The sequence below is a fragment of the Thauera butanivorans NBRC 103042 genome (assembly GCF_001591165.1).
Classification (GTDB): domain Bacteria; phylum Pseudomonadota; class Gammaproteobacteria; order Burkholderiales; family Rhodocyclaceae; genus Thauera; species Thauera butanivorans.
Genome location: NZ_BCUG01000002.1, coordinates 142,604 through 157,562, shown reverse-complemented (window position 1 = coordinate 157,562; position 14,959 = coordinate 142,604). Strand labels below are relative to the sequence as shown.

Here is a 14,959-nt window from a genome sequence, read left to right as displayed (position 1 = left end):
CGGATTTCTTGTCCGCAAGGGAGGTTCGGGGATGTCCGACATCGCTTCCAAAGCTCAACTGGCCCAGGCCGTTTCGCAACTGCCTGTCTCATGGTACTTCGACCAGAAGGTGTTCGAACTGGAGAAAAAGCTCCTCTTCGATGCCGGGCCGGGGTACGTTGGCCACGAGCTGATGGTGCCCGAAGTCGGCAACTACCGCTCGCTCGAATGGCTCGACCATTCCAAGCTGCTGTTCCGCACCGGTGCCGGCATCCACCAGATGTCCAACGTCTGCCGCCATCGCCAGGCCATCATGCTGCAGGGCAGCGGCAGCACCGAACACGTCGTATGCCCGGTGCACCGCTGGACCTACGACCAGCAGGGCGAGCTGATCGGCGCCCCCCACTTCGCTGAAAAGCCCTGCTTGGGACTCAAGCGCGACGCGCTGGAAAACTGGCACGGCCTGCTGTTCAAGGGCCCGCGTTCGGCCAATGCCGATCTCGCCGGCATGACGGTCGCGCCGGCGCTGGACTTCTCCGGCTACAAGCTCGACCGCGTCGAAATCCACCAGTGCAACTACAACTGGAAGACCTTCATCGAGGTCTATCTGGAAGACTACCACGTCGTGCCCTTCCACCCCGGGCTGGGCAGCTTCGTCACCTGCGACGACCTCTCCTGGCAGTTCGGCGACTGGTACTCGGTGCAGCAGGTCGGCATCACCTCGCTCGCCAAGCCGGGTTCGTCCACCTATGCCAAGTGGCACCAGGCGGTGCTCGACTACTACGGCGAGAAAAAGCCCGAGCAGGGCGCGATCTGGCTCACCTACTACCCCAACATCATGGTGGAGTGGTATCCGCACGTGCTGGTCGTCAGCACGCTGATCCCGACCGACGTCGATCGCACCACCAACGTCGTCGAGTTCTACTATCCGGAAGACATCGTCGAGTTCGAACGCGAGTTCGTCGAAGCCGAGCAGGCCGCCTACATGGAAACCGCCATCGAGGACGACGACATCGCCGAACGCATGGACCGCGGCCGCCTGGCGCTGATGAAGGAAGGGCGCAACGAAGTCGGCCCCTACCAGTCGCCCTACGAGGACGGCATGCAGCACTTCCATGAGTTCTATCGGCGGGTGATGGGCGCGCAGCCTTGAGGCGCCGGCGGCAAGCGCGGCTGCAATAATATGTGTGTTTCCATGTAATTGGAGTGAGACATGTTCAAGCCACGTCATGCAATTGCGGTTCTATTGGGCGGCATTGCATTCTCCGCGCATGCGGACAATCCGGCATGCCAGCAAAAGGCCACGGAAATAGAGCAGCAGATCGAATATGCAAAATCACATGGCAACACACACCGCTTGCAGGGCCTGGAGCGCGCCCTGGCCAATGTGAAGGCGCACTGCACCGACCAGGCTCTGATTCGCGACAAGAAGGACGAAATCAGGGAGCAGGAAGAGGAAATACGCGAAATCCTGGAAGAAATACGGGAAAAGCAATCCGAAGGCCGCTACGACAAGCTCGTCAAGCTGGAAAGAAAGCTCGAGCGGGAACGTGCTGAAAAGGATGTTCTGGAGCGCGAACTTCAAGCACTGGAGAACGCCGGGCCTCGATGAGGCGGCCAGCATCAGGCCAATGCATGCTGAAGGTGGCCGTATTGTCGCTGCAATATCAGGGCGCCGGTGCCCCAGCCAGTGCCCCAAAGTGCGCCCTCAACCGTAATTCGCGCCGGGTTCCTGCATGCCGCTGCTTATTTGGGTGACGATGCGCGCCCGCAGCCAGCGGGCAAATTCGGCTTCGTCGAGGGTGCCGTCGGCCAGGCCGAGATACTGGGTATAAAGCTCCAGGTCATCGGCCGCCAGCGTGCAGCCATTGAGTTCGATGAAGACTTCACATGCCACGGCGGCGGTGCGCTTGTTGCCATCGACGAAGGGATGGTTGCGGGCCAGGCCGAAAGCAAGGCTGGCCGCCAGGTCGGCCAGGTCCGGCGGCGGTTCGCCGTAGGCGTGGCGTTGCTGGGGACGGGCCAGGGCGGAGTCGAGCAGGGCCTCGTCGCGCACGCCGCCGGCGCCGCCATGCTCGGCAAGCTGGCGGTCATGAATGGCCAGTGCCAGTGGCTTGCTGATCCAGACGATCATCACAGGTTTGCCCCCTTCACTGGGCAAGCTTGTGCAGCAGCGTTCTACGCTTCTGCATGATCCGCTCGGCCACGGCCATCTGCTCGGCCAGCACCGGATCGTAGGCAACCAGCTTGATGCCATCGGGCGTTTCCAGCGCATAAAGCGCATCGCCCTTTTCCAGGCGCAGGTGGGCCAGCAGTTCCTTGGGGAGAATGACACCGGCGGAATTGCCGATGCTGGTGATCTTGAGCTTCATGGCGGGCCTCACGCTGGATGATGTTATAACTTATGTTATCACTCTACTTCCAGGCTCGGGAGATTTCGGCAATCGGCAGCACAGGCGTGCTGTTGGCGCAAAAAAAAGCGCCTTGCATGATGGCGTGCTTACTGTAGTCTGCAGCGCCTGCCGGGCGGTCAGCCGGCGGGCGAAGCCCAAGGCAGTGCGGGCGCCACCAGCCGCTTGCCGCCATCCCCCGGAACGCAGCCGAAGCGTGCCGCACCCGATTCCCAGTCGGCCTGGGCCTGGGCGACGTAGTCGCGGTCGTGGCCGACGAAGTTCCACCACATCGTGATGTCGCGCCCGAACGGAGTGCCGCCCACCAGCAGCGCACGGCTGTTGCCGGCGAACCCGAGGTCGAGGCGCTCGCGCCCCGGGCCGAGGTAGGCGAATTCATCCTCGGCCAGGCGCTCGCCAGCCACCGACACCCCGCCTTCCAGCGCCAGCACGCCGTACTCGAACCCGGGCTCCAGCGCCACCGTGGTCGTGCCGCCTGCGGCGGACGCGAGGTCCATTCCCAGCAGCGGCGTGAAGACCCGCGTGGGCGCCTGGTGTTCCGCATGGCGGCCCGCCAGCAGCGTACAGGCCACGCCGTCCTGCGACCAGTTCGGCAGCATGGGGTAATGCTCGAATGCGGCGGCGGTATCCGCGTGCTCAGGCGGCAGCGCGATCCATAGCTGGGCCGCATGCAGCCTTTCTTCCCCCGGCAGCGAATCCTCGGTATGCACGATGCCCGTGCCGGCGGTCATCAGGTTGACCTGGCTCGGCTGGATCACCTGCTCGCTGCCGAGGCTGTCGCGGTGCAGGATGCGGCCCTCGATCATCCAAGTGAAAGTCTGCAGACAGGTATGCGGGTGGGCGCCCACATGCATGCCCTGGCCGGCACCGAAATTCACCGGGCCGACGTGGTCGAGAAAACACCACGCCCCCACCATCCGGCGCTGGCGCGTGGGCAAGGCGCGGAAAATGGCCAAGCCTTCTCCGATTTCGGCTTTCCGCAGTGAAATGCGTTCGATCGTGCTCATGGGTGACAGTCGGGCCGTGTGGTGGGGGATGGCTGTACTGTAGTATCGGGGGCCGGAAAGGCCAAGGCTCGGCTCGCTGTTGAAGAGTCCGTCCTGTTCGTGGGGCACAGTAAGCTCTGCTGGTGGCTGGTGCCTCCCGGGTTTGCCAGCGCTACGCGGTGGGGATAATTCGGCTGGGAGTTTATATCTCCACATGCTGTGGTGGTGCAGAAGTCATTGTTGTGTTCAATATTTCACGCAGAGTTCTTGGTCGCTGGACTATCCTCTATTCGGTTTCAATGGATGGCTTCAGACGGCCAGGAGCGGTCGTTGAGGAATTTTCCCGATAGCAGACATCCCAACTAGCATTGCACGGTGTCCGTATTATTGAAGCCGTTATACGGACACCACCGAGGCTCCTTGCTCCACAGATTACTCCGGAAGCATGGTTGATGCATCGTTATTAGTTGTTATACCAAATACATATTAGCTACTCGGGAGATTTAGCTAATGGGGTTCTACCTAAGAAAGAGCATCAGTGTTGGCCCTTTACGATTCAATCTGTCGAAGTCCGGCATTGGAGTTTCTACTGGGGTAAAGGGCCTTCGATTCGGCGTCGGGCCACGGGGCAACTATGTCCACATGGGACGCGGTGGCCTGTACTACCGGGCCACACTTCCGCCGTCTTCGGCCCCCCGTAAGCCACTTATTCAACCCGACTTACCCTCTTCTCCTCAGATACCGTCGGGAACTCACGCACCGCTCGAAGAAATTGAGTCAGCACATGTATCGCAAATCGTCGACTCGTCCTCCCGTGAACTTCTCGATGAGCTGAACCGAAAGCGCGCAAAGATGCGACGGTGGCCTGTTGTAGCGGTTGCCTCTGTCGCGATACTCGGTTTGGGTGTATCTTCAAATTGGCCAACATGGTTACTGCCTGTCCTTCTTGTTGCTGGCGCAGTTGGTACATATATAGCTCACAGCCGCGATGCTTTGGAAAAGACTGCTGTCTTGTTCTACGATTTTGATTCCGATATGGAGGCCGCCTACGCTCAACTTCACAGCGCAGCCAGCCAACTCGCCAACTGTGCTGCTGCATGGCATATCGAGGCATCTGGGAAGGTTCATGACCGAAAATACCATGCGGGAGCAAGCAATCTTGTTCGCCGAAAGAGCACATCCATCCAGAGGGCTGAACCTCCCTACGTCAAAACGAACATCGAAACTATCGCAGTTGGCGTGGGGCGTCAGACGCTACATTTCTTTCCCGACCGCATTCTTGTCTATGACGCAAATGGCGTTGGTGCCGTTGGCTATTCGGAGTTACGCGTTGACGTAAGCGCAACCCGGTTCATCGAGAGCGATGCCGTTCCTCGTGATGCCGAGGTTGTTGGCCGTACTTGGATGTACGTCAACAAGTCTGGCGGTCCAGATCGCAGATTTAAAAACAACAAGGAACTACCGGTCTGTTGCTATGAAGAAATTGCGCTGTCGAGCCAATCGGGATTGAATGAAGTCCTGCAACTGTCCCGTTGCGGATCGGGCAGCAATTTTGCCAAAGCAATTTCCCTGCTCAGCAGGACAATGCCTAAGGAAAGCAGCAGTGTCGCGCAAGCGGCATAACTTTACAGTTGAGCGGACCTGCGTAAAAACCGCACAGATCGCTCACTTTCACGTTGCACATCATGAAGCCACACCCTGCACTTCAAACGCTGCTAACCGTGCTACCAGTGCTGACTGCCGGCCTGTACTTACTTGGCCTCAGTTACCATCAGGGCTATCTTGCGGCATTTGGAATCGATGACTCGGTATTCCCCCTCGCAAGCGACAAGGCACTCTTCACAGGCTTTTCTCGCTTGTGACGGTTACATTTCCTGCAGGTCTGTACGCAATTGGAGCCCTCGGTGCATTTGTAATATTGGTAGCTGTTGCCGCTGTACTGTCATCAACAGCACGGGTTCAGTCCGTAGTCACTCGCATCAGGGCATGGATGGTTTGTCGTTGTCCGAAGGCAATCACACCTCCTGTAGCAGGTGATCTCATCGACAAGAGTGCAACTGTGTATGGGTACGTATCTGGATTCATCCTCGCCGTATTACTTCTCCTGCTGATGGCGGCGTTCTCAGCTAAGAGCGGCCGACAACAGGCAGAAAAGGAGGCGGCAGAGTTTCAAGGCGGGAAAGCCACAAGCGTGCAACTGTTCTCGTCTCAAGCTCCTACCCCTTACCTCGCCAAACTGGTTATATGCGGGGACAAATACTGCGCCTTCTGGTCCAGCGCGGGCACCATCGTGCTGAGGCACGAAGCAATTGACCGAATCGTGGCACAAAGCCCTTCGCTCAAGGAAATAGCCGCTGGCAAGCCGGTAGTCGCACCTTCGCCCGAGCGCTGAAGGTCAGCTTCGGGTCGATGCTGTTGAAAAACCAGCTTCCCGAGCGACCGCCGTCCGCCCCGAGGACGTTTTTTCGGGTTAAGCCCCCGATTTCTGGATGGCGAAGCGGGTTTTCTAGGTCATTTCACCCAATTTCCTGCGCTGTGGACGCAATTTGCCCGCCAAAGGGCCGCGGAGGACTGGCCAGCTTGGCCAGCCGACGCAGATTCTGGACTGCAGCCGCCAAGGTGAATTCATCCCGGGCGCCGTTCATGCCCCGTAGTCGCAGGCGGTCGAGTCTGAGGATGCACTTGAGATGGGCAAAGAGCATCTCGACTTTTTTCCGCTCACACCGGGATTGCTGGTATTGGGCAGTCTTTCGGATGCACCGAGCCATTTCCCGGGCATCCTCATGGATGCTACGGGCGATTTTCCGCATGGGGGTATTCGGGCAGCACTTGGCCTTCATTGGGCAAGCTGTATTGACCCAGCAGAACCTGCTCAGGTTAAGCGGCTAAAGCAAATGCCTCAGCCGGGGTCTTCATGCCGAGCGCCTGGTGTGGTCGCCGGTCGTTGTAAAAGCGTATCCAGTCGCCGATCACGCGGTTGGCATGTTGGATCGTCTCGAAGCGATGCCGATGCACGCACTGCTCTTTGAGCGTGCGGATCACGCGCTCGACCATACCGTTCTGCTGAGGGCAATGCGGCGTGATGAACTCCTGGCGCAACCCATAGCCGCGTACCAGTGCGGTGTAGCTGCGCGACGTGAACACCAGCCCATTATCCGAGCGCAACAGGAACGGCTTCGGCACACGGCCTAATGTCCCGAAGCGCGCAATCAAGGCATGTTCAAGAGCGCTGCCCGCGGTGCAGGCCTTGCCGCTGCGAGACAGGTGCCAGCCTAAGAGTTCGCGCGTGTGACAGTCGATCACCAGCGCCAGCGTTGCCCAACCGTCCCGGCCAGCCCACACCCGGCACATGTCCGTGGACCAGCGCTCGTTAGGCATCGTTGCCACCGATGGCAGCGCCTGGATCCGAGGCCTGAAGCCGATCGGCCGCTTACGAACCTGCCAGCCCATCAACTGGAACACGCGCTGCACGGTGTTCTTGTTGAACCCCAGCAGGTGCGCGACGGTCCGGTATCCAAACGACGGCGACTCCTCGATCATCGCCTTGATCGGCGTGGCGAACTTCGGGTCAACCTTCGGCGCGGACTTAACTGGTTTGTAGTACACCGTGCGGCGCGGCACACCGAACCAGCGACACAGCTTGGCGATCGAGACGGTGATGCCATCTGCTTGCAGTCCCTGGCGGATCGTCTCGATCACTTCTCGTCCTCGCCCAGCAGGGACTGCAATTTTTTTCTGGCGCGCAGCTCCAGCATCGCTTCGCCGTACGCCTCTTGCAGCTCTTTAAGCTGGCGCTCGTACTGCTCACGGACATCCTGCGGGCTGGCTCGCAGGGCGTTCTCCATACCCCGCTTGCCGTCACCCACCCACTGCTCGACTTCCGATGGTGACAGGTCGTACTGGCGGCTCGCCTCGGCCACTGTCGTCTTGCCTTGGATGATGTCCAGCACCAGCGCGCTTTTGCGCTTGGCCGTCCAGCGTTTGATGTCTTCTTCCATCTTCGTGCTCATCGTCATTTCCTCGATTATGACGTGAGCAGGTTTTCACTGGGTCAATACAAAGCTGCGCAGTCATGTTGGCTGGCGCGATAGACAACGGTATCGGCCTGGGTAATATGGCTCCGCGGCTTCTTGAAGGGGCGCCAGTTGTGCTTGAGCGCCTTGCCGGCCGGGCAACGATATTCCTTCTTCTCTGCATCCCACGAGAAATCGCTGCTGGGGAAAGTGTCGTCCCGACGCTCACTCTTGTCCCAGACCGGCACATGGGGCTCGATTCCTTTCTCCTCGACCATCCAGCCCAACATCGGCGCTGTGCCATAAGCGGTATCGCCGATGAGTCGGTGCGGGGTGAGGTCGAAGCGTTCCTCGACCCGTTCCACCATGGTCTTGGTGGATTCCACCTCTGCCGTCCGGTGGGCCGGCGTGGGCTCCACATCGAGGATCACACCATGGGCGACATCGATGAGGTAATTGGTGGAGTAGGCGAAAAAGGCTGGCCCGCCCGGGGCGGCTGTCCAGCGGGATTGCGGGTCGCTCAGGGAAATCCGTTTGGGAACGGTCTCGGCAAACATCTCATCATCCAGGTTCTCCAAATACTCGCGCACAGCCCGGCTGCAATGAGCCGGGTTCTGCCAGACGTAGGGCTCGTCCCCCGGCATGGCTAGTTTGGTGCTCGCCTCGGCCGCCACAATGCTGGCATCCATGGCAAACCCTTCTCCCTTGACCAGGCCGGCCGCCATGCAGGCGCGCACCACTTCATCGAAGAGCCAGCGGAAGGTGTCGCTCTCCCGGAAACGCCCGTGCCGGTTCTTGGAGAAGGTGGAGTGGTTGGGGAGCGCATCCTCCAGCCCCAGGCGGCAGAACCAGCGGTAAGCCAGATTGAGATGGACCTCCTCGCACAGCCGGCGCTCGGAACGGATGCCATAGCAGTAGCCGATGATGAGCATGCGGATCATCAATTCCGGATCGACCGAGGGGCGCCCGGTGGTGCTGTAGTGGTCTTCCAGGTGGGGGCGTAGCCCCTTCAGGTCCAGGCAGCGGTCAATGGCCCGCAGCAAGTGGTTGGCGGGAATGTGATCCTCCAGGTTGAAGCTGTAGAATAGCCTGTCCTGATTGCCCTTCTGCTGCCCCATCATCCTGGCCACCCCAGCGCATCAATCCATAGGACATATTTTACCGCCGGGTTTTTCAACAGCATCGGTCGATCGCAGCCGTTCACTCACCCGCCGATTAACCACAGAGTCCCCGCTGACTTCCGCGTGAGATGGCATAGTCCGTGAAGCAAGCACCACCTACCGTCCACGCTTCATCCCGGGCACTTTCACTTCCCGTAACCGAAACTGCCCGTCAGTAAACTCATAACCCAGCCGTAACGGATCGTTGGGGAAAGCATCAAGCAAGCCTTCGTCCAGCAACATTTGCGGGTGAGCCAAGGGCTGACCGGCTTGCGTTTCGTAGCGTGCCTGGGCATCGCGCAAAGCAATCAAGCCTTCCAGGCGGATGATCCGCCTGTCGAGCATTTCGCGCAGTTTGTCGTCGCCGGCTTGCGCGCGCTCCTGGCGTAGAAAGGCCAGCGCGACGCGCTGGTCGGCAAACTCGCCGGCCTCGATCATCACGCCCATGCGGCGCAGTGTGGCGGCTTGTTGCGGGTCGGCGGCGCGGTCGCTGGCCAGCTCCATCGCGTTGCGGGCGGCGGCGGCGTCGCGGTTGAAAAACCATTCATTGAAGCCGAGGTAAAAGGCTGGGTATTCGTCCCACATCCGGCAATCCGTCGCCCGGCGCAGCACGTCCAGCCCTTCGGACGGTGCGCCGCCCCAGGACAGCATGGCGTTGGCGATGTAGTAGTTGTCCTCGTGGCAGGGATTCAACTGCGCGACCACCCGATGCGCGCGGATGCGGAAGGAGGCACTGGCCTCGTTGTCAGCGGTGCTGTCGTCGGCCGTTGCCGCTGCACGGATGGCTTCGAAATCCGCGGCCAAAAAGCGGTCGCCGCCTGCCAGCAGCACCTGCACCGGCGCGGAAATCACCACCCGGTCGGCCACGGCTGGCTGCGGTGGCGCCTGCAAGGGGCCTCGGCCCAGCACCAGCGCGGCAAACGCACCGAAGCCGGCGAGGGCGATCAGCAGGGCCTTGTTGGCGTGTGTTGCAGTCATGTGCGCCCCGTCAGGCGAAGCGCTTGCGCGTCAGCGCCCACACCGCTACCGCCGTCAATGCCGTGCAATAGGCCAGCGCGCTGGCCACATGCCACGGCCACTGTGCCGGCAGCAGGTCCATCTGGCCGTACAGCGCGATCATGCGCACGTCCAGCGCGGCCAGGTCGGGCAGCGCATAGCCCAGCAGGCCCAGCGATCCGCCATAAACTTCGGCGTTTTCCACCAGCCAGCTTTCGCGCTGCAGTAAGGCGACGATGGTGGAGAAGGAACGTGCCACCAGCATGAAGCCCAGCGTGCCGATCAGCACGAAACTGGGCGTGGACGCCACCACCGCCAGCAGCGCGCCCAGCGCGAGGATGACCCACAGGTCGAGCAGGATGAAGCCGATGGTGATGAGATAAGGCAGACCGAGCGATACCGGCGTGGACTGCGCATAGCCTTGACCGATCCAGTGGGTGAGCGCGGCCAGCGAAGCGGCCAGCACAGCCAGCAACGCTGCCATCAGCAGCCCCAGCGCGGCAAGGCGGCCCAGCAGAAAGGCATGGCGGGGGCGGGGGTAGGTCAGTGTGCTCAGGAAGAGTTTGCGCTCGAACTCGCGCGAGATCAGTTCCTGAAGCATCAGTACGCCGAAGATCGGCAGGGTGATGCGGATCAGCGACAGCCCCACGTCCAGTGCCAGGGTAGCGGGCTGGCGGCCGCTGAATTGCGCGGCCATGAAGGCGGCAATCAGCACGGCGGCCAGCAGCCACAGCGAGATGCTGAGGAAGCGGGCGCGCAGCGTGAGGCGGATGCCGACGGAGAAATCTGTCAAGCGGATCATTGTGTTTTTGTGCTCACGGTGTGTCCGACCGCACCAGACTGTCCGGAATCTGCTCGTTTCCTGGCGGGCAATCTGCTGCCTGCGTGATCTTGCCGCCCCCCGTGAGTGCCTGAAAGACGACGCCGGTACTGCTGCTCGAACCGTCGTTGAGTGTCAGCGTGCGCTTGCCGCCCGGATGGCAGGTCGATAAGCCGATGGCTGCCGTGCCGCACAGGTAGGCGCCCTTGACCTGATGCGACAGATGGAGCGTGATCCCGGTTTGCAGCAGCGCGCAATCCCCGCTGCTGCCTGCGGTGATGATTTCCCCGGAAACGACTGGTGCGGCGATGGCATTGCCGTGGAGAAGGACGAAAATGATCAGTAAACCAGTATGGTGGAGTGACATGAGAGAACTCCGGCACTGGAAGTCGCTAGTTGTTATATGCCGTAGGTACGGAATGGATTGGACAATTCATGATAAAAGGGGAAGCCGGTGTGTGCCGGCCTTCCCCTTCTGTACGCTAAGCAGTTATGCCTATGTTATGGGGTGGGAGGGGTTGCAGCCTCAGCAGAGGCCGTTGTGAGGCCCCCATCGCCTGTGCATCCATCACCTTCCACGACGCCAATTTTTCCGCCCAGCGAGGACGATGTAAAAATGATGCCTTGCGTTACGTCAGTCGGCGTAACGGCTCCCGTTTCTGCATCGGTAATGGGGGCATTGAAAACCTTTCGACCTGCAGTATGGCAGGTGGCGATTGCTGTGACGCTATCCTCGGTGTTGCATTCGATCACTCCGCGAACATTGGCAGAGAGCCCGACGCGGACCGTTTCGCTCAGCAGGTCGCACTGGAGCTCTCCATCGCCGCCAATACCAGCAATCGTATTGACTTCTCCAGGCGAAAGCACGACCGGGTCGGCAAGCGACATTGACGAAAAAGCGGCGCCAAGCAACAGCACGAGCAGTTTGTTCTTCATGATTGAATTCCTTTCGAAGCTTGATTGATCAAATCTGCGCAGCCATCATTACGGTTTCGCCATTCCGGGCGTCCGCATTGGCAGTGGCGTCATTCGCCTTGGCACGGTATTCATTGAACTGCGGAATCGCCACAGCGGCCAGAATGCCGATGATCGCCACGACGATCATCAATTCGATCAGGGTGAAACCCTTTTGCACCTTTTTCATTTTGTGCTCCTGGTTGGTTGTAATTTCGGGGTGCCTGAGCAGTCATGCTTTCGTCACCTTCCGGCTTTCCTATCGCAACTGCCGTGCCAGCTATTTCTGCGTGAGCTATTTCACGGACTTTTAGGGCTGGCACGGCGTGGGGCAGGGCGTCCGCGCCCGGTGGCATGGGCTGGGCTGTGCCACGAGAAGAGTTGGCACAGTGAGGGCATTGCTGGCACGCAGAAGCTGATCCTCGACTACCCGCGCCAGGCGCTGGAGTTCTTCGCCCAGGCCGAAGCGCAGGGCATCGATGACAGCGCGCGCATCACCCCGATCCGCCAGGAACAGCTCAAGGAGCGCCTGGGTGTCAGTAGGACTCCAATAATCCCCAGTGATGGGAAACGAATTTTCCCCACCCACCTTTGATGAGGGGTTCAAAGATGGAAGGAAACGAAGTGGCCGACGGTGTCGGCCCTCGGGCCGACACCGTCGGCGCCCGCGCTACGCTGCCCGCCTTGGCACACGGCGGGGAGACGGCGGTGGTCGGCAAGGAACGTTGGGAGGAGATTCGGCGGTTGCGCCAGTCCGGCTTGAGCGTGTCGGCGATCGCGCGGCAGCTGGATCTGGACCGCAAGACGGTCAGAGGCTGGCTGGCGAAGTCGGAATGGCAGCCATACCGCCGGGAGGAAGTCGCGCAAACGCTGCTGACCCCGCATCTGGAGTGGCTTGAGGCGCGTGCCACGCAGGTGCGCTACTCGGCGCGCATCCTGTACCAGGAACTGGTGGCCCAGCGCGGTTACGTAGGCGGCTACGACACGGTGAAGAACGCCGTAAGGCCGCTGCGGGCCGAAGCGGTGGCCGCCTCGCTGACGCAGCGCCGCTTCGAGACGGCGCCGGGTCAGCAGGCGCAAGTCGACTGGGGCCAGGTGAAGGTGAGGCTGGGCGGCGAAGTCGCCCGGGTTCACGTCTTCGTGATGACGCTGGGCTACTCGCGGCGCGCCTACGTCGAAGGTTTCGAGCACGAACGGCTCAGCTCGCTCCTGGCCGCTCACGAACACGCGTTCGCGCATTTCGGCGGACGCTGCGCCGAGCTGCTGTACGACCGCATGCGCACCGTCGTGCTTGGCACGGAGGACGGCAAACCGGTGTGGAACGCCACCTTCGATGCCTTTGCCAAGCATTGGGGGTTCGAACCGCGGCTGTGCCGCCCCTATCGGGCGCAGACCAAGGGCAAGGTCGAATCGGGGGTGAAGTACGTCAAGCGCAACTTCGTGCCGGGCCGCGTGTTTCGGGATCTGGACGACTTCAACGCGCAGCTTCACCAGTGGTCGCAGGACGTGGCCGACCTGCGCGTGCACGGCACGACGCACCAGCGTCCGATCGAGCGCTTCGCCGAGGAAGCGCCCGCATTGGTTGCCACCGCCGGCCAGGCAAGCTTCCTCGAGGCGATGGTACGCGAGCGGGTCGTGGCCGACGACTGGCTGGTCTCGATCGACGCCAACCGCTACTCGGTGCCGTGCCGGCTGATCGGCAAGAGCGTGCAGGTGGTGCGCGCCGGCGGCACCTGGCAGATCCGCTACCGCGGCGAGCTCGTGGCCGAGCACCCGGTGCTCGCCGGCCGTCATCAGTCGAGCATCGATCCGGCCCACGGCCCGGGCGCATTGGCGCGCAATGCTCGCCAACGCTTCGCCGAGCCGCTCGAAAGGCCGGCGCCCCCTGCCCACGAGGAGGTCGAGGTGCGTGACTTGGCGATTTACGAACAGATGCTGGAGGCCGCATGAATCCCGCCCAACTGGAACGCCTGACCGAGCATCTCACGAAGCTGAGGTTGTTCAAGAGCCGCGAGCGCCTCGAAGCGCTCCTGCAGCAGGCCGCCGCGCAGGAACTGGCCTACGCCGACTTCCTCGAGCAGGTGCTCGCCGAGGAGGTGGCCGCCAAGACGAGCAAGAACGTGGTGATGCGCACCTCGATGGCGCGCTTCCCGTTCGTGAAGCCGCTGGAGAGCTTCGACTTCTCCTACCAGCCCTCGATCGATCGCAAGCAGGTCCAGACGCTCGCTTCCTGCCACTTCATCGAGCACGGCGACAACGTCCTCGTGCTCGGTCCGCCGGGCGTGGGCAAAACCCACTTGGCGGTGGCCTTGGGACTGAAGGCGATCGAGGCCGGCTACCGGGTGCTGTTCAGTACCGCAGCGAACCTCATCGCCACCCTCACCAAGGCGCACAACGAAGGGCGGCTCGATGAGAAGCTCAAGTTCTTCACCACGCCGCGGCTCTTGATCATCGATGAGATCGGCTACCTGCCCATCGACCGGCTGGGCGCCAATCTCTTCTTCCAGCTGATCAGCCGCCGCTACGAGCGCGGCCCGATGATCCTCACCAGCAACCAGAGCTTCGGCGCCTGGGGCGAGGTGTTCGGCGATCGGGTGATCGCTACCGCGATCCTCGACCGGCTACTGCATCACGCCGTCACGCTGAACATCCGCGGCAACTCGTATCGACTGAAAGAGAAGTTGAAGGCCGGCCTCGTCCGTCCGGAACAGGCCGAAGCGTGAACGGGATGGGGAAATTTCAATTCCCGCCACTGAGGAAAATTGCGCTCCCCTTGACACCTGGGCGACCGCTTCCACGAACCGGACGTGCCGCTGCTGGTGGAGTGGCCTGACGGCCGACCTCGAATGCTGGGCGGACAACATCCTGGATGCACGCACGTTGGCAGACGTTTTCGGCGCGCGTTGACTTGGCGTGCTCGGCAAACTCGGCGAAAGGGCGGTGCTACACTGCCGCACCTGCAGGAGCCTGGGAAAAGCGGCATGGATTTCATCAACCTGAACACGGCGATTTCGCTGACCGGTCTGAGCAAGCGCACCTTGTGGCGGCGAATTGCCGATGGGGTCTTGCGGACGGAAGTGAATTCTGTTATCCCCCCCCCCGCAAATCCACAGACCCGCGTCTGTCTCGATGATGCACTGAAGCTATCTCCGCTCGACCTGGCTGCGGACGACCGTGCGCTGGTCCTTGCGGCGGATGGCGGGGATGCCGAAGCGCAGTGCGATCTGGGTCTGCTGTTATTGGGCCAGGGGCGTGCGGAAGATGCGCTGGGCTGGTTCGAGGCGTCGGTGCGGCAGGATTACCCCGAAGGGATGCACTGGCTCGGGCGCTGCCTGATTGCGGGGCAGGGTGTGATGGCGGACGAGAAGCGCGGCATCGATTTCATTGCCCGCGCAGCCAATCGCGGCCACGCTACTGCGCGGCACATGGTGCAGTTTCTGTACGACCCCGCGCGTCGGGCGCTGTCGTCCGCCGAACTGGAGGCCGCGCTCGACGGCATCGAGCGCAAGGTGGTGCTGGCGGCGCTGGAGGAGACCGCGGGCTGACATGGCCTGCACGCGGCTGAGAGTGATTGTTCGTGATTGATATATAAAGAGTTTTCCTGTTAAATTGAAATTCTATTTTTTACAGGAAAACTTCC

17 protein-coding genes and 3 pseudogenes are annotated in these 14,959 nt (G+C 61.3%); 8 read left to right on the top strand and 12 right to left on the bottom strand.

From position 1 onward, the window contains the following. The first annotated feature begins 31 nt into the window (after positions 1-31). Together TBU01S_RS00990 and TBU01S_RS22825 are read left to right on the top strand one after the other, a co-directional pair. Positions 32-1,132, top strand: a complete 1,101-nt coding sequence (locus tag TBU01S_RS00990) for an aromatic ring-hydroxylating oxygenase subunit alpha (RefSeq protein ID WP_068634767.1) — start codon at positions 32-34, stop codon at positions 1,130-1,132. A gap of 60 nt (positions 1,133-1,192) precedes the next feature. Continuing rightward, positions 1,193-1,591: a DUF1090 domain-containing protein gene (locus TBU01S_RS22825; RefSeq protein WP_083953395.1), complete on the top strand. Its 399-nt coding sequence runs from the start codon at positions 1,193-1,195 to the stop codon at positions 1,589-1,591. 96 nt (positions 1,592-1,687) lie between these two features. On the opposite strand, the gene TBU01S_RS00980 is transcribed toward TBU01S_RS22825, so the two are convergent. From TBU01S_RS00980 to TBU01S_RS00970, 3 genes are all read right to left on the bottom strand, one after another. Further along, positions 1,688-2,113, bottom strand: a complete 426-nt coding sequence (locus tag TBU01S_RS00980) for a type II toxin-antitoxin system death-on-curing family toxin (protein ID WP_068634765.1) — start codon at positions 2,111-2,113, stop codon at positions 1,688-1,690. A 16-nt stretch (positions 2,114-2,129) separates the two neighbouring features. Beyond that, positions 2,130-2,351 carry an AbrB/MazE/SpoVT family DNA-binding domain-containing protein gene (locus TBU01S_RS00975; RefSeq protein WP_068634764.1) on the bottom strand — a complete coding sequence of 74 codons (222 nt, stop codon included), beginning with the start codon at positions 2,349-2,351 and terminating at the stop codon, positions 2,130-2,132. 158 nt (positions 2,352-2,509) lie between these two features. Beyond that, entirely contained in the window at positions 2,510-3,346 is an 837-nt protein-coding gene (locus TBU01S_RS00970; RefSeq protein WP_369404191.1) for a pirin family protein, read from the bottom strand. A gap of 540 nt (positions 3,347-3,886) precedes the next feature. Between TBU01S_RS00970 and TBU01S_RS24665 the strand changes: the two are divergent. Beyond that, positions 3,887-4,033 (top strand): annotated as a pseudogene (locus TBU01S_RS24665) (DUF4236 domain-containing protein); the annotation flags it as partial. A 354-nt stretch (positions 4,034-4,387) separates the two neighbouring features. Continuing rightward, positions 4,388-4,999: a hypothetical protein gene (locus TBU01S_RS24660; protein ID WP_245650815.1), complete on the top strand. Its 612-nt coding sequence runs from the start codon at positions 4,388-4,390 to the stop codon at positions 4,997-4,999. 893 nt (positions 5,000-5,892) lie between these two features. Here TBU01S_RS24660 and TBU01S_RS00965 read toward each other — a convergent pair. The 9 genes and pseudogenes from TBU01S_RS00965 to TBU01S_RS25210 all read right to left on the bottom strand — a co-directional run. Next, positions 5,893-6,222, bottom strand: a pseudogene (locus TBU01S_RS00965) (transposase); the annotation flags it as partial. A 31-nt stretch (positions 6,223-6,253) separates the two neighbouring features. Next, complete coding sequence (locus tag TBU01S_RS00960) at positions 6,254-7,075, bottom strand: IS3 family transposase (protein ID WP_068634761.1); 822 nt, start codon at positions 7,073-7,075, stop codon at positions 6,254-6,256. Continuing rightward, positions 7,072-7,386, bottom strand: a complete 315-nt coding sequence (locus TBU01S_RS00955) for a DUF1153 domain-containing protein (protein WP_068634834.1) — start codon at positions 7,384-7,386, stop codon at positions 7,072-7,074. The genes TBU01S_RS00960 and TBU01S_RS00955 overlap by 4 nt, the downstream gene beginning before the upstream one ends. A gap of 53 nt (positions 7,387-7,439) precedes the next feature. Further along, positions 7,440-8,510 (bottom strand): annotated as a pseudogene (locus tag TBU01S_RS00950) (transposase); the annotation flags it as partial. A gap of 156 nt (positions 8,511-8,666) precedes the next feature. Next, on the bottom strand, positions 8,667-9,416 hold the full coding sequence (locus TBU01S_RS00945; protein WP_245650809.1) for a hypothetical protein: 750 nt from the start codon (positions 9,414-9,416) through the stop codon (positions 8,667-8,669). Between the two features lie 121 nt (positions 9,417-9,537). Then, the gene (locus TBU01S_RS00940) at positions 9,538-10,347 is read right to left on the bottom strand and encodes a hypothetical protein (RefSeq protein ID WP_245650808.1); all 810 of its coding nucleotides are present in this window, start codon (positions 10,345-10,347) and stop codon (positions 9,538-9,540) included. Positions 10,348-10,360: 13 nt separating this feature from the next. Continuing rightward, positions 10,361-10,732, bottom strand: coding sequence for a hypothetical protein (locus tag TBU01S_RS00935; protein ID WP_068634759.1), 372 nt, complete (start codon positions 10,730-10,732; stop codon positions 10,361-10,363). Between the two features lie 134 nt (positions 10,733-10,866). Further along, positions 10,867-11,301, bottom strand: coding sequence for a hypothetical protein (locus TBU01S_RS23660; protein WP_157659066.1), 435 nt, complete (start codon positions 11,299-11,301; stop codon positions 10,867-10,869). Positions 11,302-11,329: 28 nt separating this feature from the next. After that, positions 11,330-11,509, bottom strand: a complete 180-nt coding sequence (locus TBU01S_RS25210) for a pilin (protein ID WP_068634758.1) — start codon at positions 11,507-11,509, stop codon at positions 11,330-11,332. 159 nt (positions 11,510-11,668) lie between these two features. Here TBU01S_RS25210 and TBU01S_RS00925 point away from each other — a divergent pair, with 159 nt between their 5' ends. From TBU01S_RS00925 to TBU01S_RS00910, 4 genes are all read left to right on the top strand, one after another. After that, positions 11,669-11,914, top strand: a complete 246-nt coding sequence (locus tag TBU01S_RS00925; protein WP_068634757.1) for a hypothetical protein — start codon at positions 11,669-11,671, stop codon at positions 11,912-11,914. A 14-nt stretch (positions 11,915-11,928) separates the two neighbouring features. Next, on the top strand, positions 11,929-13,269 hold the full coding sequence (gene istA / locus TBU01S_RS00920) for an IS21 family transposase (protein WP_068634756.1): 1,341 nt from the start codon (positions 11,929-11,931) through the stop codon (positions 13,267-13,269). An 11-nt stretch (positions 13,270-13,280) separates the two neighbouring features. Continuing rightward, the gene (istB, locus tag TBU01S_RS00915) at positions 13,281-14,042 is read left to right on the top strand and encodes an IS21-like element helper ATPase IstB (RefSeq protein WP_439654537.1); all 762 of its coding nucleotides are present in this window, start codon (positions 13,281-13,283) and stop codon (positions 14,040-14,042) included. A 258-nt stretch (positions 14,043-14,300) separates the two neighbouring features. Then, on the top strand, positions 14,301-14,864 hold the full coding sequence (locus TBU01S_RS00910; RefSeq protein WP_068634754.1) for an SEL1-like repeat protein: 564 nt from the start codon (positions 14,301-14,303) through the stop codon (positions 14,862-14,864). The last annotated feature ends 95 nt before the right edge of the window (positions 14,865-14,959 follow it).